Annotated in this window: 22 protein-coding genes; 15 read left to right on the forward strand and 7 right to left on the reverse strand. The window is 54.4% G+C overall.

Annotation, left to right across the window (positions count from 1 at the left end):
- The first annotated feature begins 3 nt into the window (after positions 1-3).
- The 3 genes from PAE68_RS07135 to PAE68_RS07145 all read left to right on the forward strand — a co-directional run bounded on the left by PAE68_RS07135 (position 4) and on the right by PAE68_RS07145 (position 2,292).
- Entirely contained in the window at positions 4-1,149 is a 1,146-nt protein-coding gene (locus PAE68_RS07135; protein WP_281885483.1) for a PQQ-dependent sugar dehydrogenase, read from the forward strand.
- A gap of 72 nt (positions 1,150-1,221) precedes the next feature.
- Complete coding sequence (locus tag PAE68_RS07140; RefSeq protein WP_281885485.1) at positions 1,222-2,043, forward strand: Cof-type HAD-IIB family hydrolase; 822 nt, start codon at positions 1,222-1,224, stop codon at positions 2,041-2,043.
- Positions 2,044-2,094: 51 nt separating this feature from the next.
- Positions 2,095-2,292, forward strand: a complete 198-nt coding sequence (locus PAE68_RS07145; RefSeq protein WP_281885487.1) for a hypothetical protein — start codon at positions 2,095-2,097, stop codon at positions 2,290-2,292.
- 146 nt (positions 2,293-2,438) lie between these two features.
- Here PAE68_RS07145 and PAE68_RS07150 read toward each other — a convergent pair whose 3' ends face one another.
- From PAE68_RS07150 to PAE68_RS07160, 3 genes are all read right to left on the reverse strand, one after another.
- Positions 2,439-3,527 (reverse strand): hypothetical protein, encoded by a 1,089-nt coding sequence (locus tag PAE68_RS07150; RefSeq protein ID WP_281885489.1) that lies wholly within the window; start codon positions 3,525-3,527, stop codon positions 2,439-2,441.
- 43 nt (positions 3,528-3,570) lie between these two features.
- Entirely contained in the window at positions 3,571-4,749 is a 1,179-nt protein-coding gene (locus tag PAE68_RS07155) for an HBL/NHE enterotoxin family protein (RefSeq protein WP_281885491.1), read from the reverse strand.
- A gap of 80 nt (positions 4,750-4,829) precedes the next feature.
- Positions 4,830-5,699, reverse strand: coding sequence for a hypothetical protein (locus tag PAE68_RS07160; RefSeq protein WP_281885493.1), 870 nt, complete (start codon positions 5,697-5,699; stop codon positions 4,830-4,832).
- A gap of 175 nt (positions 5,700-5,874) precedes the next feature.
- Between PAE68_RS07160 and PAE68_RS07165 the strand changes: the two genes are divergently transcribed.
- The gene (locus PAE68_RS07165) at positions 5,875-6,120 is read left to right on the forward strand and encodes a hypothetical protein (RefSeq protein ID WP_281885495.1); all 246 of its coding nucleotides are present in this window, start codon (positions 5,875-5,877) and stop codon (positions 6,118-6,120) included.
- 71 nt (positions 6,121-6,191) lie between these two features.
- Here PAE68_RS07165 and PAE68_RS07170 read toward each other — a convergent pair whose 3' ends face one another.
- Positions 6,192-7,616, reverse strand: coding sequence for a SpoVR family protein (locus PAE68_RS07170; RefSeq protein WP_281885497.1), 1,425 nt, complete (start codon positions 7,614-7,616; stop codon positions 6,192-6,194).
- Between the two features lie 174 nt (positions 7,617-7,790).
- Between PAE68_RS07170 and PAE68_RS07175 the strand changes: the two genes are divergently transcribed.
- The 6 genes from PAE68_RS07175 (at position 7,791) to PAE68_RS07200 (ending at position 10,656) form a co-directional block, all read left to right on the forward strand.
- Positions 7,791-8,024 (forward strand): hypothetical protein, encoded by a 234-nt coding sequence (locus tag PAE68_RS07175; protein WP_281885499.1) that lies wholly within the window; start codon positions 7,791-7,793, stop codon positions 8,022-8,024.
- Positions 8,025-8,306: a hypothetical protein gene (locus PAE68_RS07180; protein WP_281885501.1), complete on the forward strand. Its 282-nt coding sequence runs from the start codon at positions 8,025-8,027 to the stop codon at positions 8,304-8,306.
- A 306-nt stretch (positions 8,307-8,612) separates the two neighbouring features.
- Positions 8,613-8,819: a zinc ribbon domain-containing protein gene (locus tag PAE68_RS07185; protein WP_281885503.1), complete on the forward strand. Its 207-nt coding sequence runs from the start codon at positions 8,613-8,615 to the stop codon at positions 8,817-8,819.
- A gap of 71 nt (positions 8,820-8,890) precedes the next feature.
- Positions 8,891-9,178 (forward strand): hypothetical protein, encoded by a 288-nt coding sequence (locus PAE68_RS07190; protein ID WP_281885505.1) that lies wholly within the window; start codon positions 8,891-8,893, stop codon positions 9,176-9,178.
- Positions 9,179-9,287: 109 nt separating this feature from the next.
- A complete protein-coding gene (locus PAE68_RS07195; RefSeq protein WP_281885507.1) occupies positions 9,288-10,082 on the forward strand; it encodes an AAA family ATPase in 795 nt (264 codons plus the stop codon).
- Between the two features lie 256 nt (positions 10,083-10,338).
- The gene (locus PAE68_RS07200) at positions 10,339-10,656 is read left to right on the forward strand and encodes a hypothetical protein (RefSeq protein WP_281885509.1); all 318 of its coding nucleotides are present in this window, start codon (positions 10,339-10,341) and stop codon (positions 10,654-10,656) included.
- 60 nt (positions 10,657-10,716) lie between these two features.
- On the opposite strand, the gene PAE68_RS07205 is transcribed toward PAE68_RS07200, so the two are convergent.
- Both PAE68_RS07205 and yhbH read right to left on the reverse strand, forming a co-directional pair.
- Positions 10,717-12,210 carry a transposase gene (locus tag PAE68_RS07205; protein WP_281885511.1) on the reverse strand — a complete coding sequence of 498 codons (1,494 nt, stop codon included), beginning with the start codon at positions 12,208-12,210 and terminating at the stop codon, positions 10,717-10,719.
- A 214-nt stretch (positions 12,211-12,424) separates the two neighbouring features.
- A complete protein-coding gene (yhbH, locus tag PAE68_RS07210) occupies positions 12,425-13,585 on the reverse strand; it encodes a sporulation protein YhbH (protein WP_281885513.1) in 1,161 nt (386 codons plus the stop codon).
- Positions 13,586-13,908: 323 nt separating this feature from the next.
- Between yhbH and PAE68_RS07215 the strand changes: the two genes are divergently transcribed.
- The 5 genes from PAE68_RS07215 to PAE68_RS07235 all read left to right on the forward strand — a co-directional run bounded on the left by PAE68_RS07215 (position 13,909) and on the right by PAE68_RS07235 (position 21,156).
- Positions 13,909-14,847: an ABC transporter permease gene (locus PAE68_RS07215; protein WP_281890948.1), complete on the forward strand. Its 939-nt coding sequence runs from the start codon at positions 13,909-13,911 to the stop codon at positions 14,845-14,847.
- 24 nt (positions 14,848-14,871) lie between these two features.
- Complete coding sequence (locus PAE68_RS07220; RefSeq protein ID WP_281885515.1) at positions 14,872-15,759, forward strand: carbohydrate ABC transporter permease; 888 nt, start codon at positions 14,872-14,874, stop codon at positions 15,757-15,759.
- A 51-nt stretch (positions 15,760-15,810) separates the two neighbouring features.
- A complete protein-coding gene (locus tag PAE68_RS07225) occupies positions 15,811-17,502 on the forward strand; it encodes a type 2 periplasmic-binding domain-containing protein (RefSeq protein WP_281885517.1) in 1,692 nt (563 codons plus the stop codon).
- A gap of 171 nt (positions 17,503-17,673) precedes the next feature.
- On the forward strand, positions 17,674-19,542 hold the full coding sequence (locus tag PAE68_RS07230; RefSeq protein ID WP_281885519.1) for a cache domain-containing sensor histidine kinase: 1,869 nt from the start codon (positions 17,674-17,676) through the stop codon (positions 19,540-19,542).
- A gap of 45 nt (positions 19,543-19,587) precedes the next feature.
- Positions 19,588-21,156: a response regulator gene (locus PAE68_RS07235; RefSeq protein ID WP_281885521.1), complete on the forward strand. Its 1,569-nt coding sequence runs from the start codon at positions 19,588-19,590 to the stop codon at positions 21,154-21,156.
- A gap of 96 nt (positions 21,157-21,252) precedes the next feature.
- Here PAE68_RS07235 and PAE68_RS07240 read toward each other — a convergent pair whose 3' ends face one another.
- Complete coding sequence (locus PAE68_RS07240) at positions 21,253-21,876, reverse strand: hypothetical protein (protein WP_281885523.1); 624 nt, start codon at positions 21,874-21,876, stop codon at positions 21,253-21,255.
- Positions 21,877-22,283: the final 407 nt, after the last annotated feature.

Consider the following 22,283-nt stretch of genomic DNA (forward strand, 5'->3'; position numbering starts at 1 on the left):
TATATGGGCACACGTGTTCGATGGACGATAGCGGTGTTGGCCGCTATGCTGCTGCTCTCTGCCTGTACAGCTGGACAGAGCGGGTCGGGACCTGGTTCTGGATCTGCACCTGGCGGCTCAGGAGCGGCAGCTCAGTCAGGCGCGGCAGGCGGGACGCGGACGGATGGGAAGCAGCCGGCTGTTGAGACGGTGCTGGAGCAGCTGAAGACGCCGTGGTCGATCACGCTGCACGACGGCACGTTCTATATGACGGAGCGCGGCGGGACGGTCGTGAAGAAGCCTCCGGGCTCGTCTGCTGCGATGGAGCGCCAAGCGGTGCGGCTCGTGAAGCCTGTGCTGCAGCAAGGCGAGGGCGGTCTGCTCGGCTTCGTGCTGGCGCCGGACTTCGCGAGGTCGCATCACGCTTATGCGTATCACACGTATGCGGAGGATGGCGAGACGTTCAACCGCATCGTGCTACTGCGTGAGACTAGCGGCGGCTGGGAGGAAGAGAAGCCGCTGCTCGAGCGTATTCCGGGCTCACGGTACCATAACGGCGGTAGGCTGGCGATTGGGCCTGATGGCTACTTGTACGCGACGACTGGCGATGCGAGCGAGGAGAGCTTGTCCCAGAATAAGGATAGTCTCGCAGGCAAAATATTACGGCTGACGCTGGACGGCCGCATCCCGCCTGATCAGTCGTCCTCGTATGTGTACAGCTACGGGCACCGCAATCCGCAAGGGCTCACGTGGACGCCCGATGGGACGCTGTACAGCTCGGAGCACGGACCGTCCGGCTCGCCGGGCGGACACGACGAGCTGAACCGCATCGAGCGCGGCAATAACTACGGCTGGCCGCTCGTCATCGGCGACGAGACGAAGCCGGACCTCGTGCCGCCGCTGCTGCATTCGGGCGAGCGCGCCTTCGCGCCGTCAGGTATTGCCGCTGACCCGAGTGGTCAGGTGTGGGTGACGGCGCTCGTCGGCGAGACGCTGTTCCGCTACGATCCGAAGGTGAACAAGCTGCACGTCGAGCTGCAGCAGCTCGGACGGCTTCGGGATGTGCTCGTGGCAGGCGACTACGTCTACGTCATCACGAGCAATACGGATGGCCGCGGTCACCCGAAGGCGGGCGACGACCGGCTGGTGCGGTTCAAGCTGCCGCAGTAAGGAGAGAGCGGGGAGGAGGCGCGGGAGAGCTTCCTCCCCTTGCTGTTGACGGGTTAAGAAGGGGAGAGGGGAATGAGTATGGTGAAATTCGTCGCATTCGATGTGGACGGTACGCTGCGCGATCGGAGCTATATGCCCGACTCGACGCGTGAGGCAGTGAGGCGGCTGAGGCAGGCGGGGGTGGAGCTGGCCTTGTGCACAGGCCGGAGCGAATATGAGATCGCGGGCTTGCGCGAGGAGCTCGGGATCGACTGGGCCATTACGTGCAACGGCGCGCATGTCGCGTATCAAGGGAGCACCGTATTCGGCACGGCCTTCGATGATGCGCGGGTGCAGCGATGGCTCGAGACGAGCCGCAGCGCACGTCATTCGCTGCTGCTGTACGGCTCTCAGGGCATGTACTGGAGCGGGGAGGACGATTCGTACTTCCGCCGAGCGCAGCAGGAGATCGGCTTCCTCGAGCCGCTGCCACTTCATGAGGAGCCGCAGCTACCAGCGGTCTATCAGGCGATCGTGTTCTGCACGGAGGCGGAGGAGCGGGCATATACGGCAGTGAGCGGGGGAGCGAGTGGAACGGATGCAACGGATGCAACGGATGCGAAGGGTGGCAGCCTGTACACACATCGCTGGCGTCCTTGGGCGGTTGATCTGAACCCGCAAGGCGTACATAAGGCTGCGGGCCTTGCTCTTCTGCTCGAGCATCTTGGCGTGCGCCGCGAGGAGACGGCTGCATTCGGAGACGGACTGAACGATCTGGAGCTGCTCAGCTCGGTTGGCATCGGCATCGCGATGGGCAATGGCTGCGACGAGCTGAAGGCCGTGGCGACCCATGTGACGAAGCCGCTGGCCGAGGACGGCATCGCCTATGCGGTGGAGCGCTGGCTGCTGCGCTGAGGACGCGGAATAAGCTGGTGCTCGGAGCACTGACGGCCAGTCTGGAGTCTGGTGCTACTCCTGAACGGCTGGATCAATGCGGCGCTGCTGCAGGCTGATCGAGCATTGCCGCCACATTATGCGGCGGTCGAGTCGATCCGACTGCTGTGGCTGCTGCGCTGCCGCCTCGATGAGGCGGTATTTTTGCTGTTGCTTGCGTATGCGGGCGTGATGTTTCTCGGGATGTATGTCGTCGAAGGGGTCGTCTGATTTGATACGCTCCAGAGCCGCGGCTCCGTTAGACGCGGTGGTCATTCAGCTTGATTGAGCATTGGATGAATGCGGTACAAGCAAAACAACAATAAGCCGGAGCTGCATCAGCGCAGCTCCAGCTATTCCATGGGTCATACGTTCAATTAGGATATGGAAGCCACATTCTTATCGAACTTGTACTTGATGTCCTTGATCAGGAACGCCTGTTCTTCAATCTCGTTCCATTGCTCGGACAGGTCCGTGACATCGTTAATCGCGCTGTCGATATCCGAAGCGGACAGATCGTTCAGCATCTTGTCCAGATCCTGCACCATCTGGTACGTCTCGTACACCGCAGCTTGCCAGAAGTTTCTCACCCCGGTGGCCGACTTCTGTACTTCCTCATTCTCTTGAAGCAATTGATCGAAGGTCAAGGAGATGCTCTTCAGCATCGCAATCGCCTTGTTCTCTTGATCCATCTCGGCCTGCACATTCGCGATCTCATCTTGCTCAGCCTTGACGTCTGCTCCATCGGCGACGATCACGTTGTAGGTGTCTTCGAGGGCAGATACAGCCGCATCCACGACCATATCCTCGTCCTCGATCAGCACCCCGACTACAATCTTCACCGTCGAGATGAAAATAATATAATCGATCTTGAGCCCCTTCTCGAGCTTGACGAGCTGCTTCTTGCTGTTAATCGTATCCTGAAGTGTATTGACACTGTCGACGAGCTTCTGAATCTGGGCAGTATCTGCCTCCGCCGATGCCATCGCATCGCTGGCGATCGCACTGAGCACCGCGGAGTCGGATACAAGCTCGGTGTTGAACTCGGCCATCGCATCGTCAAGTCCATTAATCGTGAGCTGCACGGACTCGATCGCTGCTTGCAGCTTGGGAATGCAAGCTTGAATCGCTTGGATCGCCGACTCGTTCTGCGGATCGGCTTGCAGCGCTTGCAGACTCTTCGTGATGACGTTCAGCTCCGCTTGCAGCAGCGTATTCAGATTGACGAGGCTCTGCGGAATCGTCGTCAGGCTTGTCAGAATACCGTTCGTCCAATCGAGGCAATGAGACTTGGCTACGGCCAGCTTCTCGGCGAACTCAGCGTACCAGTCGGGCACTAGAATAGTCAGGGCAGGCAGTCCAGTCTGCGTTAACGAATACGAATAGGATGTAACGTCCGAGATGTCATTAATATATTGGGATAGCTGATCCGTTGTAGGCTTAAGCGCAATGATTGTCGCTGTCATAGAGTACCTCCGTCTCGTAAAGGGCAAGCCCGATTGGCTTAGATTAAGCTACGTTGCTAGGCGCTTGATCGATCGTAGCACCGTTCGCTGGAGGCGCTTGATCGGTGAAGCTGTGCCAGTTACCGTTCTGATCCTGCCACTTGTAATCCACGCCTGCGAGGGCATCGGCGAAGGCGACAACCTCCTGCCAAGCCTCATTGGCTGCGTTGAGATCTGTGGAGGCTTGAGCGTATTGCTCCTTGGTCGGTGCCGCACCTTCGATATCTGCTTCGACAGAAGCGAGGTCTGTCTTGACAGTAGCCAGATCGTTGTACAGATCCTGCCACATGGCGATGACGACCTTGATCGCTTCTTGTGCCGCTTGGTTCGCTTCGATCAGGTACTGGAACGACGTGTTGATGCCCTGCAGCAGGATAATATCCTGATTCAAGCCATCAATCTGCTTCTGCTCGCTCTGAATCTGGTCATTGGCCGCATCAATCGCTTTCTGAGACAGCACCCAGCCTGTGATGGAGGCTGCTTCGCCGACAACACCTACGACGATCAGGCCAGCACCAACGCCTTGAGCGCCTGGAATGAAGCAGCACACAACCCCTACAAGACCGATGAATAAGGATAACCCTGTGCCGATCTCGGATAAAGTCAAGTACGTCTGCAGCGTATCAATCTGGTTATGCAAGTCCTTGATGCTGTTGTTCAACTGCGTAATCTGATCCTTGTCGGATTGAACATCATTCAACGCTTCTGTGGCAATGTTGTTCAGAATAGTCGCATCTGCAGTGATGTTCGTCGAGAAGGTGTTCAGGCTCGTGACAAGGCCATTCGCCGTATCAATTTGCTGCTGAATGAGGCTCATCATCGTCGTGATGGCTTGGTTCAGGCCTTCCTTCGCTTGTGCGTTGCTCGGGTCAACTTGAAGGATTTGAAGATAAGAGGCGGCCATCATCTCTTCCATATTAAAAAGATTCTTCATCTGGGTCGAGATCGTCTTCGGGAAGGAAAGCATCGTAGGGAAGATGCCGTTCGTCCAATCGAGGCAATGGGCCTTAGCAGGGGCGAACTGTGCGGTGAAATCGCCATAATCCTTAGGCGGGTATTGCAACACAGGCATCGACTGCTGGGTAATGGCGTATACATACAGGTTCACCTTGGACGTCGCATTGGCATAATCGAGAAGGCGTTGCTTGAACTCATCGGAATTAACGTTAACGCTTGCTGTCATAACAGGGATCATCTCCTTGGATATATTGGGATAATAGTAGAAGTTCAACCATTGTTTACGTCGAGCTCGGCCTTATGCTGCTAGCCGATCTGGAGATTGGCAGGCAACTGATCGTAGTTCTGTGTAGCGAACTGGACGAGATTGTTCCACGACTCGAGCGCGTAGGTGAGATCTAGCTTGACGAGAACAGCCGGATCGGCTGCGACCTTGTCCAATGCGGACATGACCGTCTGCGTGTTGGCCGTCATGACGGACCAGAATTGGAGCATGTACGAGATGCCTTGACTCGCGCTGCTCGCTTGGGATAAGGCGTTGCCAATGAGCGAATACAGCTGCTGAATCTGGTTGATCAGGTTCTGCTTGCTCTGGATCTGGCTCTTGCATGCCTGAATATCGCTGTCGCTCGGGCACGTCTTGCTCTCCAGACTGTGAAGCTGGCCATAGAGAGAGGATAGCTGGTTCTGCTGATTCTGAAGCTCTATCATGAGCGCCTGATAGCTGGCGTTCAAGCTGGCGAAGTCTGCGTTCATATGATCTTGGAATGAGGACAAGCCTTGCTGAAGCTTATTCGATTGCTCGTAGATACCGGCAACGAGGCTCTTCACCTGATTGCACGAGCTCACGATGGCGGTGTGAAGCGCTTCGTTGTCTGGCTGAGAGGCGTATTGTGCGGCTAATGATTGGAGCGTGTTGATGCCGCCTGTCACTTGCGGATTGAGCGATTGAATCGAGTTCAACACTTGAATACAAGACGGATAGATGACGTTATACCACTCGATGGCATCCTGCTTCGTCTTGGTGAAGGCGGTGTCTGCATTGTTGTAAGGCGCGTCGCTCGGATATGGCGCTACGGACTGACTCTCGATCCAAGTGACGAATGACGACACAGAGGCAATGGCATTGGCGTACGCATTACTGGAGTTCGATTGTTGGGCTGCTGTAATTAACAAATAACGGGACCTCCTGATCGTTCATGTTCAAGTCCATACGCTGAGTATGTATGCGAATGCTGACTAACGAGAACTCCACCCCCTATTTCGACCCGACTCAACCTGATTTTACCATCCGATTATCCATGTGTCTATAGTACTATCCTACTTTGTAGGAATGGGTCCTAATTACTGGTTGGGCTCGAGTGGTGGATGCAGCCGCCGTCGATGGAGGGGAGCGGGGGGTGAGAGTACGGGGGATTCGTCGAAGTCTGGAGGTGGTGATCCGGGTAATCGATCCGTCCATGTGTACGCGATGCACGATGGCAAGTACCTAGTCAGAGAGCTGTATATGGAGAAGGACGTGGTGCAGTCCGTCATGTTCAAGGATCTGTGTGTATCGACACATAAGCTGTTCAGCTTGGATGATGCTCGCTCGTAGACAACAAGCCGGCCCAGCACATACGCTGAACCGGCTTTTTCGACCTTCTAACCCTTCATACCCCGTTACGGCTACAAAAACTTCCGCTGGTGCTTCTTCCCGTCATACGTGAACAGCACGGGCTTATCCTCGATCCGCGTCTCCATGTGGACGTTCTTGCCCCAGAGGCGGTGAATGTACGGCAGCGTGCGCTCGAGATACTTCAGGTCCAGCTCGACGCCCTCGTAGCTGTGCTTCAGATACAGCTCACCGGAGCGGTTGTAATCGCCGTCGTGGACGACGATGTACGGGAAGCCACCGTTCACGCGGGAATAGACGAGCTGGTCGCGAATGTTCTCCCACGACTTGTCGGTGATCTTCCACTCCGGGCCCTTCTTCTCGAACACGTACAGATCCAGCTCGTCGCAGAGCGGCTTGTTCATGTAGTTGCGGATGAAGGAGATGTCCGAGTCGACCTCGCGTACCTCGAATATTTTGTCCCGACCCTTGCCTGGCACACGTCCGAACCGCTCGCGCTCCTCCTCGGTCGGATGGTCCCATCGCTTCTCAATATCTTCGAAAATCTTCAGCCCGAGGTAATACGGGTTCAGCGAATGACGCGACGGCACGACGACGGAGGAGTTCAGCTTGGCGTACTCGATCGTCTCGGTCTCGGTCAGGTCGAGCTCGCGCAGAATGCGCTGATGCCAGTAGGAGGCCCAGCCTTCGTTCATAATCTTCGTCTCGAGCTGCGGCCAGAAATACAGCATCTCGTCGCGGAGCATCGTCAGAATGTCGCGCTGCCAATCCTTCATGTACGGCGCGTACTCCTCGATGAACAGCAGCAGATCCTTCTCCGGCTTCTCAGGGAACCGTGTCTCCTCCTGAGTGTCCGGCTTCTTGTTCTTCGCCTCGTCCAAGTCCCACAGATCCTCGTAGCCGAACGTGCGTTCCTTGATGGCCGGGGCGTTGCCCGCATCCTTGCGGTCACGCTTGTCGAAGTGGCGGTACGGATTCGTGATGAGTGGATCGACATGCTCCTGAATCGCGAGCACCGCGTCGATGAACTGCTCGACCTCGTCCCGTCCATGCTCAAGCTCGTACTGGCGAATGCGCTCAGCCGTAGCGGACATGCTCTCGACCATGTTGCGGTTCGTTTTGGAGAAGCGGACGTTGTTCTTGAAGAAGTCACAGTGAGCCAGCACGTGCGCTACAATGAGCTTGTTCTGGATGAGCGAGTTGCCATCGAGCAGGAACGCATAGCACGGATCGGAGTTGATGACGAGCTCGTAAATTTTGCTTAAGCCGAAGTCGTACTGCATCTTCATCTTGTGGAACGTCTTCCCGAAGCTCCAATGGCTGAAGCGGGTCGGCATTCCGTAAGCGCCGAACGTGTAAATAATATCCGCGGGACAGATCTCGTAGCGCATCGGGTAGAAGTCGAGGCCGAAGCCGACTGCTATCTCTGTAATTTCGTCGATGGCGCGCTCGAGCTGCTTGATGTCATCTGGTGTCAAGCTTAGCTCACCTCCGATCTGGGTTGTAATCAATATATTCGGACGGAGGCGCGGACATACTTGATTTTCGTGGGGGAGGGGTGGTCGGTTAGATTAAGTTCTCCCCTGTGCTCCTTGATTGTTTCTGATCCGCACGAATTATGGTATAATTCAGGGATAAAGGAGGCGAAGATCATGCAATTCAGTCTCAAAGCTCCGGACGGTACAGTCATTGAGTCTTACTTGAAGAATCACAAAGAATTCATTCAGATTGCTGGCATGGAATACGAGGTGTACAGTCCTGTCGATGAGTTTGATTCCGACCCGGAAATCAGACAAATGATCGAGGCTTCTGAGAAGGACATAAAGGAAGGAAACGTGTATTCTGCTGAAGAGATGGTGGAAGCGATAAAGCGTGGTGAATTGTAGTTGATCGTGCAATGGACCGAAACGGCGCGAAATCGATTCCGGCAAATCAAGAGCAAGCATTACAGCGAACAAGAGACGATCGAATATAAGATAAATCTGCTTCGGCGCGTAGAGCATAAGGTCGTTCAAATGGGAACGATGATGCCTTCACGTGAATACCACGGCACCTACTACTGCATCGTAGACAGGTATATCGTGTCTTACAAGGTACTGGATAACGGGGAAAGATACGTCATCACTTCGTTCAAGCACGGTGCGATGAGACGCAACCTTAAATATTGAACCGACTTCACTGGGAGTCGGTTTTTTCGTCCCCAAATTAAGTAACTTGGTGACACGAAGCCTAGCCTTCTCTCATAAATTTTCATCTCGAGCTGCTTGATGTCATCTGGTGTCAAGCTTAGCACACCTCCGATCTGGGTTGTAATCCATATATTCGGTCGGAGGCGCGGACATACTTGATTTTCGTGGGGCAGGGATTCCCCTCCAATTAAAAGGAAACTTCCTTCCAGCTCCCTTCGTACTACCCCATAAGCTACAGAGGCAAGGGCTGAATACCCAATACGCTGCGAAGGAGCGCGAAGCGAGATGAGAGACAAGGGCTGTATGAAGTGCGGAAGCAGGGAAGCGAAGACGAAGAATGTCGCGATGACGGGAACGGGGCTGTCCAAGATGTTCGATCTACAGCATAACGAATTTGTGGTCGTATATTGCACGAACTGTGGATACTCGGAGTTTTATAATCGGAAGTCGTCCACGGCGTCGAATGTACTGGATTTATTTTTTGGCGGATAACAATCTATATTATAGTTGCATACGGAGCTCTCCCGACGGTCCTGGATCGTTCGCGGGGAGCTTATTCGTGTATGTGGCGGCTGGAGCTGCACTTCGCATCTAATCCGTACCCGGACTTGAAGGTCGTCCGATTGAACGAGCTAGACTTCGACACGAACGCGCCAGCGCTTGCCACGAATGTGCAGGAGGCCGCTCGCACTGATGCTCGAGCTAGCTGGGTCCCCTACCGACTAGAGCTAAACCGTGAGGTAACGCGTGCCTTTTTTCGAGATACGGAGTTGACCAAGGTGTTCAATTGGAGTATACCGACTGAGTTGATCGAATTCATCGTTGCGTATCCGGAGCATGGTGAATCCTAGAGACGAACTTGCGGTATCATTGTCATTGTTAGTAAAATCAACGATATAGGATTTAGATGCTCTCGAACAATCGGTTCATATACTATTCTTGTCAGAAGTGAGGGAGACCATGCCAATAACGAAAGCGAAGCTCTCCGATTTTACTGTTTTTGATGAATTAAATTTGTCATTTACTAATGGGATCAATGTCTTTATCGGAGAAAACGGGACAGGGAAGACACATCTTCTGAAGCTACTGTATGCAGCAAGTCAAGCCTCACGTAAAGATGTGACTTTCGAAGAGAAGATTCGAAAGGTGTTTAGACCTAAGGACATGAAGATGTCTCGCTTAGTTCGCAGGGTGAAGGCTGGAAATCGTACGGCCACTATTGAAATCAGCTCTCATGAAGCAACGCTGAAGAGCGAAATCAAGCTGAAAACAGCAGGAACTGAAACAAAGGGTGAAGAAAAATGGGAGCACCATTTTTTGGGTCACAGTATATTTATACCTGCCAAAGAAATTCTCTCGCACTCTTATAATTTCTTGGAAGCCCATCGAGCGGGGAACATTGACTTCGATGATACATACGCTGACATTATTGCATATGCAAAAGTGGATATCAAAAAAGGGCCGGAGCCACAAGCGAGAAAATCGTTCATTAAGGATCTCGAGAAGATGCTGAGCGGTACGGTTAAAGTGGACAATGATGTATTTTATTTACAGCAGAAAGTCGGAGGTCCCTTAGAATTTAGTCTTGTCGCAGAAGGTGTAAGAAAGCTGGCCTTGCTATGGATGCTCATCAAAAACGGAACCCTTGAACAAGGCTCTGTTCTATACTGGGATGAACCTGAAGCGAACATTAACCCTTCCGCTATTCCGATCATTGCCGATATTCTACTAGCCTTAGAAAAAGAAGGTGTGTAAATCTTCTTGGCCACTCATAACTATGTATTGCTGAAGGCGATTGATCTACGCAGGTCAACTGACAATCAGGTCCAATATCATTCCTTCTATAAAGATATGGAGACGATCCGGGTCAGTAGTTACACAGAGTTGTTCCAAGTGTCTCCAAATCCGATCTTAGAAGCATACACGATGTTAATGGATGAGTCTGTTAGACGGGAGATGGATAGTTGATCCTGATCATCCGAGGTCCTCGGTGGAGGAGAGAGTCAAATACTTGGAGCGTATGAAATCGTCTGACTTGGCTCGTGATCTCGGCCAGAAGGTGAAGGATACCTTGCTATTTGAGTGGGCCTGTAACCGATCGCTGGACAAGCCCATTCATTATATCGTGTTAATAGAAGCAAGCTTTGCGGATAGTGCAGTATTACTGGCGCTCTCTGACAAGACCAAAGGACATTTCCCTATGAAGCTGTCGAGGCTACCAGAAGTTAAGAGGCGGGGAATTGAAGCTTTCACGCTGGTTTCCTTGGCACAGTGGAATAAGCTCTTCACATTATTTCCCGTATGGCGGATAAGTGAGAGGTCAGAATAAATTGTAATGGCTATCATCCTTCATATTCCCCCAGATATGAACAGAATATATGTTCATGACCTATGCACTTCGTGGTAAGGTCTGGTAGTTTATCGGATGATGCGCAACCCAAAGAACCATCCGATAATGCTCCGGCCAAAATAAATCAATAAGTCTTGCAAACTGCTGTACATGTGTGTCACAATCGATGTAGATTCGCTGTTGCCCTTTGTGGTGTGACATGCGGACCTGACAACGAGTGTGGAAGAGGCCACGAACCATTTCGCCGTGGGTGTAGCCTTCATCACTCGTTTTTTCTTTGTTTAATTCGTATAGAGCAACGGACAGCAACGTTTCGGCCGTAAACAATAATTCGAAGTGTGCATGGTGATGGGCTTCAGTTTCGGAATGACACTTCTCCAAGGCGAGCTCCTGCTTGGCCGTTCGGAAAAACACCTCGATCCGCCAACGCTTCACGTAAGTACGCAAGGCTTCTTCAGGCGCATCGAAGCGGTTGCTGATGAGCAGGTAGGCACCCTTGTAAGTCGCGGGGGCTTCCTCCTCCGTCTCGAGCAACTCGGAATCATCTTCCTTTAAGCGCATGGCGGCTACAGCGGCAATTTGTACATAGCGCTGCTTGTTGACTTGCTTGCCTCTGCGGTTCGTTACAGGATGAGGCTGCTTCATGTAGATGTCAGGAATCGCAAGCGAAACCAGTCCTGACGCACCCTCGGCAACCAACTGGCCGTACACTTCCCGAATGAGCATGATCGGGGTCACAGGAACGTACCGCTCCCTGCCCGTGTAAGGCTCGATGACCTTACGAAATAATGCCGTGTTGCGTTTAGCCTTCGTTACCCAGTCAAATTGATGCTTTTCGAGAAAGGCGAAAAAGCCTTTACACAAGTACCAGCGGTCCATCGCAACCCAAAGACGGCAGGTCGCCGATTCGCGCAGCATCAAGAGCATTTGCTTAGCCAAATCGATCTTCGACAAGCCTTCGTTCTTCTGCTCAGACTTGTGCCATACGCGGTAAAACAACGGATATTCAAGTCCGCCTTGAAGTACGGCCTGAACAACGACCACATTCATCGCCCACACATAAGTCTTCTTAGACGAATCATACAACCAGCTCAAAAAAGGAAGCTGCTTGGCATAAGGATGAGCTAGATGCGTATCATCCAGATTGATCACATCCCCATCCTGCAGACGAGTGACTTCATCCTGCTGAAGCCGCGCTACTCGCTTTTTGCCAAAGGTAGTCCATGCGAAGGAGTTGGAGAGAAACCGACTCATCGTGTACTGAGCGAGCTTCCATGGCTGAAACATCACTTTAAGAAGCGCATCCTGCTCGGCCAGTCTCGCCATCTGAACGACAGACGAGCAGTTACTGACAAGGCCGATCACATAGAGAAAGCAGATGAGCCAGGACGGAGTACCACTTCGTTTCATCATACCGGATTGTGTGAGCAGCAGGGAAAGGTCAAACCGCTCCCACAAGCTTTTTAGTATGGGTGCGCCTGCGCACTCTCCATGGTTTAATTGTTTGAATCTCGGTTTTTGTAACGCTGACATTGGAAAACCACCTGTTATCTAGAAGATATACCTCGTGAAAAGGTATTCTTCGCAATTATTAGGCCGTTTTTCAAAAGTCAAGTTTTTTTTGGATTGGGATGCTACCAGTTAATTACTTCAACTGCATAGGTCATGTATGTTCTATCCACGGACAAAAAGAGGGCTTGCGCCCTCTTTTCCACCCCCACAGCTCTCATTTAATCTTCACCCCACCTTACCTCGCCGCGATACCGTCCTTCTTCGGGAAAAACGTCCGCAGCGCCTTGTACACCTCGCCCTTCTCGCGGATGACGTAGTGAACGAACTTCGGATCGTGCAGGTTGCGGTAGGCCGACATGAGCGTGCTGCTGCGGTTGTATTGGTTCACCTCGCCGTAGCCGAACAGGTTGCTGCGCTTGATGAGCTCGCCGATCAGCTTGACGCATTTCTCGTTGTCGGAGGTCAGGTTGTCGCCGTCGGAGAAGTGGAACGGGTAGATGTTGTAGCGGCTCGGGGCGTACTTGCGGTCGATCAGCTCGAGCGCCAGCTGGTAGGCCGATGAGCAGATCGTGCCACCGCTCTCGCCCTTCGTGAAGAACTCCTCCTCCGTCACGACCTTTGCCTCCGTATGGTGCGCGATGAAGACGATCTCGACGTGCTCGTACTTCGTGCGCAGGAAGCGGGTCATCCAGAAGAAGAAGCTGCGGGCAATATATTTCTCGAACGAGCCCATCGAACCAGATGTATCCATCATTGCTAAAATAAGTGCATTCGACTGTGGCGTCACCTTCTCCTCCCACGTGCGGAAGCGCAGGTCGTCCGGGCTAATGCCGTGAATGCCGGGTGAGCCCTCGCGCGCGTTGCGGCGCAGATTCTCGAGAATGGTCCGCTTCTTGTCGATGTTGGACATAATGCCCTTCTTGCGCACATCGTTGAAGATGATCTCCTTGCTGATGACGTTCTCCTTCTCCTTCTGCTCGAGGTTCGGCAGCTCCAGCTCCTCGAACAGCAGCGCCTCCAGCTTCTCCATCTCGACCTCAGCGTCGTAGTAGTCCTCGCCGGGCTGGTCGCCGGCTTCGCCCTTGCCCTTGCCGGGGCCTTGCGAGGCTTGCGGATCAACGCCCAGCACATCGCCGACCTGCGAGTCGCCATCGCCTTGGCCGACATGCTTGCTCTTGTTGTAGTTATAGCGGAAGCGGTACTCGTCGAGACTGCGGATCGGCACCTTGACGATCTGCTTGCCGTCGTTCATGATGATGCTCTCGTCGGTGACGAGGTCAGGCAGGTTCTGCTTGATCGCGTCGCGCACCTTCTCCTGATGGCGGGTCTGATCCTGGAAGCCCTTGCGGTGAAGCGACCAATCCTCGCGGGATACGGTGAATAGCGGCTCTGACATGCGGACACCTCCGGGTTCGTGAATAGAATAGCGAAACAAGTCTTGTAACTTAAATATATTCAAGACGCCAGTGTATATGTGACGGCAAGAGATATTGCCCCGGTGCAGCTCGCACGGAGCTTGTACCCGATCACCTGAAATTCCGGGAATCGATATGAAATATGAGGCCTTATGCTCCGGCGGCCAGCCCGATATAATCAACCTTGTAAGTGCTTACACGACTACAACATTGCTGCTCGGGAGGGAAAGCCTATATGCATGCGGAACGCAACGCCGGGCAGACGGCGCAGCCTAAGACTAAGCCGCCGCACATGCCGCCGCACATGCCGCCGCGTAGCCAGCATCGTTCGCGGCTGCAGCTGCTAGGGCGCAAGCTCGCCTCGCAAAAAATATTGCAGGTGATGGCGCTGCTCGGGGTCGCCTGGATGATCATCTTCAACTACATTCCGATGTACGGACTCGTCATCGCCTTCAAGGAATTCAGCATCATCAAGTCGATCTCGGAGGCGCCGTGGGTCGGTCTCGAGCACTTCAAGGCATTCCTTGACGATGAGAATCTCGTGAACGTCATCCGCAATACGCTCGGCATGAGCCTGCTCAAGCTGTTCATCGGCTTCCCGCTGCCGATTGTGTTCGCCCTGATGCTCAACGAGCTGCGTTCGGAGAGGTTCAAGCGTACGGTGCAGACGATCTCGTACTTGCCGCACTTCTTGTCCTGGGTCATTCTCGGCGGCATTCTGACGACGTGGCTGGCTGATGTCGGCATCATCAACAGTCTGCTGATGGCGCTGCACGTCATTGACGAGCCGATCAGCTACCTCGCGGAGCCGTCGTACTTCTGGGGCATCGTCGTCAGCTCGGACATCTGGAAGGAGCTCGGCTGGTCAGCGATTATCTACTTAGCAGCGATCTCGGCCGTATCGCCGGAGCTGTATGAGGCCGCGACGATGGACGGGGCCGGACGACTGCAGAAGATGTGGTACGTGACGCTGCCGATGATCAAGGGAACGATCACGATCTTGTTCATTCTCGCGGTCAGCGCGATTCTGAACTCGAACTTCGACCAGATCTTCGTGCTGCGCAACAAGCTGAACGAGTCGGCGAGCAGCGTCATCGACATCTACGTATACCAGACCGGTATTACGATGAGCCGCTACTCGTACGCGACAGCCGTCGGCTTATTGAAGGCCGTCATCGCCTTCTTTCTGCTGCTCACAGCGAACTACGTGACGAAGAAGGTTAACGGCACGTCATTATTTTAACGAGGAACAGAGGTGACATCTGCTATGCTGCGCTTACATCGAAGGACGGCGGGGGAAGCTGTATTCGATCTGTGGAATACGACGGTCATGCTGCTCGTCTGCTTCATCATGCTATACCCGATCTGGTACGTGCTTATACAATCGTTCAATGAAGGCAAGGATGCAATGCAGGGAGGCATCTATTGGTGGCCCCGTCTGTTCAGTCTTGAGAATTACGACGCCGTCTTCACGAACAGCGGCATCATGCAGGCGATGTGGATCACGATCGCCAAGACCGTAGTCGGCACCGTCGTCCACGTGCTATTCACCGCTATGGTCGCCTACGCGTTATCGCGGCAGGAGCTGGTCGGGCGCAAGCTCTATATGGTGCTCGGCACGGTGACGATGTTTTTCAACGGGGGACTGATACCGACTTACCTGCTCATCCGCGACCTCGGACTCCTGGATACGTTCTGGGTATATATCATACCGGTCATGTTCAGCTTCTTCGATCTCATTATATTCCTGACGTTCTTCCGGGAGATTCCAGCCGCTCTCGTCGAGGCGGCCCATATGGATGGCGCGAACGACTTCGTCATCTTCTACCGCATCATTATTCCGGTATCGATGCCTGTCGTCGCGACGATCGCGCTGTTCCACGGCGTGTACCAATGGAACGACTACTTCGCCGGCGTCATCTATGTGAACAACCAGGAGCTGCAGCCGATTCAGACGTATCTGTACCGCATTGTCGCACAGTCGGGGACGAGCCAGATCGCGAATGCAGCGGCCGGAGGCATTAACAAGACCGTCACCTCGCAGTCGATCAAGATGGCGACGATGGTCGTCACGACGGTGCCGATTGTACTGATCTATCCATTCCTGCAAAAGTACTTCGTCAAAGGCTTCATGATCGGCTCGATCAAGGGCTAGCTGTACCTGTAACTCACACCTCAACACAATCAGGAGAAAAGGGGTATTCCGATGACAATACTTAACAATAATAAAAAGCTGCTCCCGCTAACCGTTGCGCTCGCCATGACCTTCACGACTGCTGCCTGCACAAGCCCATCCGGCTCAGAGCCGAAGGAAGGGCAGTCTACCGACAAGCCGAAGCAGGATGCGGTTCAGGTCGATCCGAACTCGCCGGGCTGGAAGGCCGATACGTCCCCGATTACGTTCGACTGGTACTTGAACTTCTCTTGGTTCCCGAACAAGTGGGGTGTGGATGCGACGAGCCAATATGTGACGAAGAAGACGGGTGTCAACATTAACTTCATCGTCCCGGCTGGCAACGAGAACGAGAAGCTGAACACGATGATCGCCTCTGGTAAGCTGCCGGACCTCATTACGCTGGGCTGGTGGGAGGATGCGGTCAAGAAGATGGTCGAGGGCGGACTCGTTCTGCCGCTCGACGAGCTGGCGAAGCAGTACGACCCGTACTTCATCAAGGTCGCTGACCCGGCGAAGGTGTCGTGGTTCTCGCAGCCGGACGGTCATCTGTACGGCTATCCGAACGCGTCGGCCTCGCCGAAGGACTATGAGAAGTATGGTGAGAATTTCGTCGGCAACCAGACGCTGGTCGTGCGCAAGGATATGTATGAGGCGCTGGGCAAGCCGGACCTGCGTACGCCGGAGGGCTTCCTCGATGCGCTGAAGGCGGCGAAGCAGAAGTTCCCGGAGGTGAACGGGCAGCCGCTTATTCCGATCGGTTTCCATGAATTTACAGATACGGGCAATGCGTCGTTCTCGGATAACCAGCAGTACAGCTCGATGCTGCAGAACTTCCTCGCTATCCCGATGGAGAAGGATGGCAAGATGTACGACCGCGAGACAGACCCGGAGTACATCCGCTGGCTGAAGACGTTCCGCAAGGCGAACGAGCTCGGTCTGATCGCGAAGGATGTGTTCATCGACAAGCGCTCGCAGATGGAGGAGAAGGCGGCGCAGGGACGTTACTTCGCGATGTTCTACCAGCGCACAGACTTTGCCGCGGCGCAGAACGCGCTCTATGCGAAGGACCCGAACTCGGTCTACATCGCCGTAGACGGACCGGCGAACGCGAAGCTTGACCCGCCGACCATCCCGGGACCAGGCATCTCCGGCTGGACCGTGACGCTCATCTCGAAGGACGTCAAGGATAAGGCGCGGGCGATCCGCTTCCTCAGCTACCTGATGAGCGAGGAGGGCGTGAAGGATCTGTACCTCGGTGAGAAGGGCGTATCGTGGGATACGATCGATGGCAAGGATACGTTCAAGCCGGAGGTATGGGAGCTGATGAACAAGGACCGCAACGCCTTCGACAAGAAGTACGGCTCGTCGTGGACGTTCTGGATGCTGATGGACAACAATATGCAGCTGCAGTGGCAGAAGCCGACGCCTGAGCCGTTCAAGCAGCTGGAGGATTGGACGAAGGGCAAGCTGAAGAACTTCTCGCCTTACGACCAGACGGTGCCGAGCGGCACAGGTGCGGAAGGGCTCGCCGCGAGCAAGATTGCTCAAGTATGGGGCAAGGCGCTGCCGAAGCTGCTGCTCGCGAAGTCGGATGCCGAGTTCGATCAGCTGTTCGACAAATATGTGAAGGACCGCGAAGCAGCCGGCTTCGCGAAGATGATGGAATACCGCAATAAGGCTTACGGTGAGAATAAGAAGAAGCTGGAGCAGTTTATGAAATAGTTGGGGTAGAGTCCTCACACAGATGTCTACGGCTTGGTGGAGCCCAGGAAGTGCGATCGCAGCGCTTCCCGGGCTTTTCCAGTTACCCAAGCGGCCGTGAAGGTTCCAATGCTGACCGATTTCCGTTACGATAGACGTACAACTCTAAGCGGCTGGAAGTGATGCTAGCTCATGCTGATGAATCCATGGATCAAGCGCGTCAATGGCTGGCTGCAGCGGGCTGTCTTCTACTTCGGCAGTGTCACGCTGCGGACGAAGCTGATCTTATCTTATATTGTGATACTGCTTGTGCCTGTCATCTTGCTCTCGGCGTATGTGTTCCGAGACTTGTACGAGAGCGCGATTGACGACATGCTCCGCAAGAACGAGTATATGCTCGAGGTAGAGCTGAACAACGTCAGACATAATGTCGAGCTGATGCAACGGACGGCGCAGCTGGCCATATCGAATAAGAAGGTCACCGAATATGTAATGAGTAGCGAGGAGCTGGATGCGGCACAGCTTATTGCATTCCGCGAGCAGGAGAACTCGGAGCTGATCCGCATGCACTTCAACAACCCGAATATTGCTTACATCCGCATCTTCACGAGCAATCCGTATGTGAAGGAGCTGTGGCCGATCTTCCTGTCGGAATCGCGTATCGCAGGCAAGCCGTGGTACGAGGAGGTGCTGAAGACCGGAGGCATCGAGCAATGGGTGCTTCATCCCGAGGACAACGATCTGCTCCAGCCGATTATGAAGAACGCCGACTCCATCTCCCTGCTTCGCGAGATCAGCTATGCGCAGGGGCAGCATGTCGGACTCATTGAGGTCAATATGCCGCTGGCGCACTTCTTCCCCAAGTCGTTCGGCGGGGCGGAGGATGGGCAGACGCAGACGTTCTTGGTTGACAAGGGGAGGAGGGTGTTCACGAGAGCTGAATCGGGCTTCCTCAGCCGCAGTGGCCGTGAGCTTGTACTCGACCAACTTCAAGCTCTGCCACACGCCTCGCACGGGCATTGGGAGTTCACCTTGGATGGTGTTCCATATCTAGCCATCTACACCGAGGTCGAGGCGGTTGGCGCCTACATGGTGAACGTCGTATCGCTCCAGACGATGCACGAAGATATCGAACAGACGCGTACCCGGATGCTGCTGGTCGTCGTCCTGCTGGTCGGACTGCTGTCCGTTATTACGTATGTGCTGAATTCGTTGATATTGAAAAAGCTCCACCGGCTGCAGGATTCGATGAAGCAGGTTCGCCGCGGTCAGTTCAACGTGGAGATCGACATCCATAGCGGAGACGAGGTCGGCGAGCTGGCGCACCACTTCCGACTCATGATGCGCCGCATGAACGAGCTGATCGCCGATGCGGTGAACAAGCAGGCGGCGACGAAGGAAGCGGAGCTGAGATCGCTGAAGAATCAGATCGACTCTCACTTTTTGTATAACACATTGGAGAATCTGAAGATGCTTGCCGAGATTGAGGCGCAGTACACGATATCCGACGCGCTGACGTCGCTCGGCGGCATGATGCGCTACAGCATGAATTGGAGCGGCAGCTATGTTCGTCTTCAGGATGAGCTGCTTCACATTCGTAACTATATCGCGATCATGAACATCCGATATGACAATAGGCTGGTGCTGGAGCTGGACATACCGCCTGAGCTGATTGACCATGAGGTGCCGAAGATGTCGCTGCAGCCGATCGTGGAGAACGCAGTGAAGCATGGAATGAAGGAGATGCGCGAGGACGACCGCATGGTCATCTCGGTGCGAGCCTATGTGCATAGTGGGCATACCGTCATTGAGGTGATGGATCGTGGCTGCGGTATGAGCCATGAGGCGGTCGTCCTGCTGAACGAGTCGCTGGAGCTTAACGAAGTCCATACACGTTCAGGCGCTGCTGCAGAGCAGCGGGCGGAGCGTGACGGGAGCGGTATAGGTCTGCGCAACGTGCATCAGCGGATGAGACTGTATTATGGCCAGACCTGCGGTCTCAAGGTGGAGAGTGAGCAAGGTCGGTATACGAGAGTAGAGCTGCGGCTGTCTTACAGGTAGGCTCGGAGCGGCCTTTAGCATAACGGGAAGGAAGGGGGTAAGCGGATGCGTAAGCTGCTGATTGTAGATGATGAGCGTAATATTAGGGTTGGACTGAAGGCGATGCTGGAGCGAAGGTTTCCCGGGAAATATGTCGTATTGATGGCGCAGGATGGCGAACAGGCGCTGGAGCTCATCCGGCAGGAGCTGCCGGTTCATATCGTCATTACAGATATCCGAATGCCGAATATGGACGGTATTGCGCTCATGCAGGAGCTGCAGTCGCTGGAGCCGAAGCCGAAGCTCGTCATCCTGAGCGGCTATGATGACTTCAAGTATGCGAAGGCCGCGATCCAGTGCGAGGTGAAGCAATATTTGCTTAAGCCGATCGTGCGCGAGGAGCTGTATGAGACGATGGAGCGGCTGGAGGAGGAGCTAAGTCGGGAGGAGGCGCAGCAGGGCCGTCAGGAGGCGCTGCTCGCTACGCTGGACGAATTCCGCACCAGTCAACTCCATTATGTACTGCTGCATCCGCAGCTGCAGCCGGACGAGATCCGAGAGAAGCTGCAGCCCCTGGAGCTGCACGCGTTCGAGCGGCAGTATGCGGTGGCGGTTGCTCGATATCCGAAGGGGCGTCTCTATGACGCGGAGGAGCTCGTACGTCGCATGCATGCCTGCTGCCATCACGAGCAAGGGGAGCAGCTGATCCATCTGTATGACAAGGACGGGAGTCTCGTCGTCGTATCTAGCCGCAAGGCGGCCGAGCTTACAGAGCAGCTCGACAGTCTGCTTGACCGTCAGCCGGATGCGGTGTGCCGTATTGGTGTCAGTGAGACGATGTGCGGGCTGGAGCTGCTGAAGGCGGCTTATGAGCAAGCGGTGTACGCGTTGAAGCATACCTTCGTGCACGGCCAGACAGCTTGCCTTCGCTTCGGAGAGATAGATCGCAAGGAGCCTCAGCCGCCGATCCCGCTAGATACGATCCGTAAGCTGGCGAACATGCTCGGCACCGGACGTGACGACGATATGCAGGCGCTGCTGCGCGAGGTGCTGGACATTCGGGTGGTCCGCCGTTACGAGCCCGGGTACCTAGAGGCGGTTAGCCGCAGCCTTAACGAGCTTGTATTCGATTATGCCTTCCATACGTATGGAGACGCGCTGCTGGACATCTTGAAGCTGTATAAGCAGGTCGGTCAGCTCTATAGCTTCGACAATTATGCGCAATATTACCAGAGCGTCGAGGGCTTGCTGGGACGGGTTAGCACCTATGTTCAGCAGGCCAAGTCTGCACACGACGAGCATAAGGAGCTCAGCCGTGCTGTCGCTTATATTCATGAGCATTACAACAAGGACCTGAACATGGCGATGGTGTCCAACTACGTCTCGCTGAACTACTCCTACTTCAGCACCGCGTTCAAGGCGTACACCGGGGAAAGCTTCGTGCAATATGTGAAGAAGGTGCGCGTTGAGAAGGCGCAGCAGCTGCTCATATCGACCGACATGCTCGTCTATGAGATTGGGGAGCAGGTCGGCTTCGACAATGCGAAGCATTTCAACCGCGTGTTCCGCGAGCTCGCAGGCGTCACGCCGATGGAATATCGGCAGCATCGGGGGCATGGAGGCGGTACACCGTAGAGGACTTGATGGAGCGGCACCATGCATCTGTGTGGGTGCCGCTTTCGCTTATGTATGAACCTCGGGTCTCACTTCAAACGTAATTCCAGCGACCCCCTACGGGCTAGTCGAGCCACTGCTGGACGTATTGCTCGGCGTGCCTTTCGGCTGCGTGCCAGACGGTTGACCCTGCTGATTCTTCGTCTGGCTGCTCGTGTCGCTCTTCGATGCACTGCTCGTATCGCTCTTAGGCACATTGCCTGACGTTGCCTTCTCTGGTGTCTTCTCTGCCGGCTTCGTTCCTGTCGTAACGTTAGACGCCTTCTCCACAGGCTTCTCAACCTGCTTCTCCGGCGCCTTGACCTGACTCTTCACAGAGCTCTGCTCCTGCTTGGCCGCTGTCGGGAGAGCCTCGCGCTGTAGATGCCGAGGACCAGGCAAGTACAGTGTCTGCCGTCTGTCCTTGCTCACCTCAAGCAGCAGCTCCTTCCTCTCCGGGTCCATCACGATGTACAGCGCCTCGAACGGGATGTCATACTCCCCGAGCCGATCCAGCATGAGCTCGTAGTCATCGTCTGCCGGCTCATACTCTGCTGAGGTTACCTTGTAGGTGCCCGGCGCAAGGTCGGTATAAGCAGGCGCTTGCGTCGATACGCTCGAGCAGCCCGCCGTTGCCGCAGTGAGCGTCAGCGCCAGCAGCAATGTTCTCCAGCGGTACGTGTTCCTTTGGTTCATGATCATCTTCCCATACTCCTCTCCATAATCTCTAGCCACATCATGATTCCCAGACGCTAAGATGATATCGTTCTCTACAGCGCACATTACGCCCATCAAGAAAAGCACGCCATTCAACCGTTAACCGGTCAAAAAAAGCGTGCTTCGCTTCGAGAACGTACAATATGGATATGTTACCATATAGAACCAGAAGTGTCTATATATCGGTTGTTGATGTTTTGTAAAATGTGCAGGTCACACTATACGACTGCCGCGAGGAGCAAATGGATGAAGTGACTTCTTATATTTAAGACGTCTAAAGAAACGGGACATATATCACTTCCTCCGGTAATAAACAATAAAATAGACTGCGATGCTGCTCGTGCGGCGCCTTGTGCGGATTTGTGAATCATTGACCCATTCATACGTTAATT

Source organism: Paenibacillus sp. YYML68 (assembly GCF_027923405.1).
In the GTDB taxonomy this organism is placed as follows: domain Bacteria; phylum Bacillota; class Bacilli; order Paenibacillales; family NBRC-103111; genus Paenibacillus_G.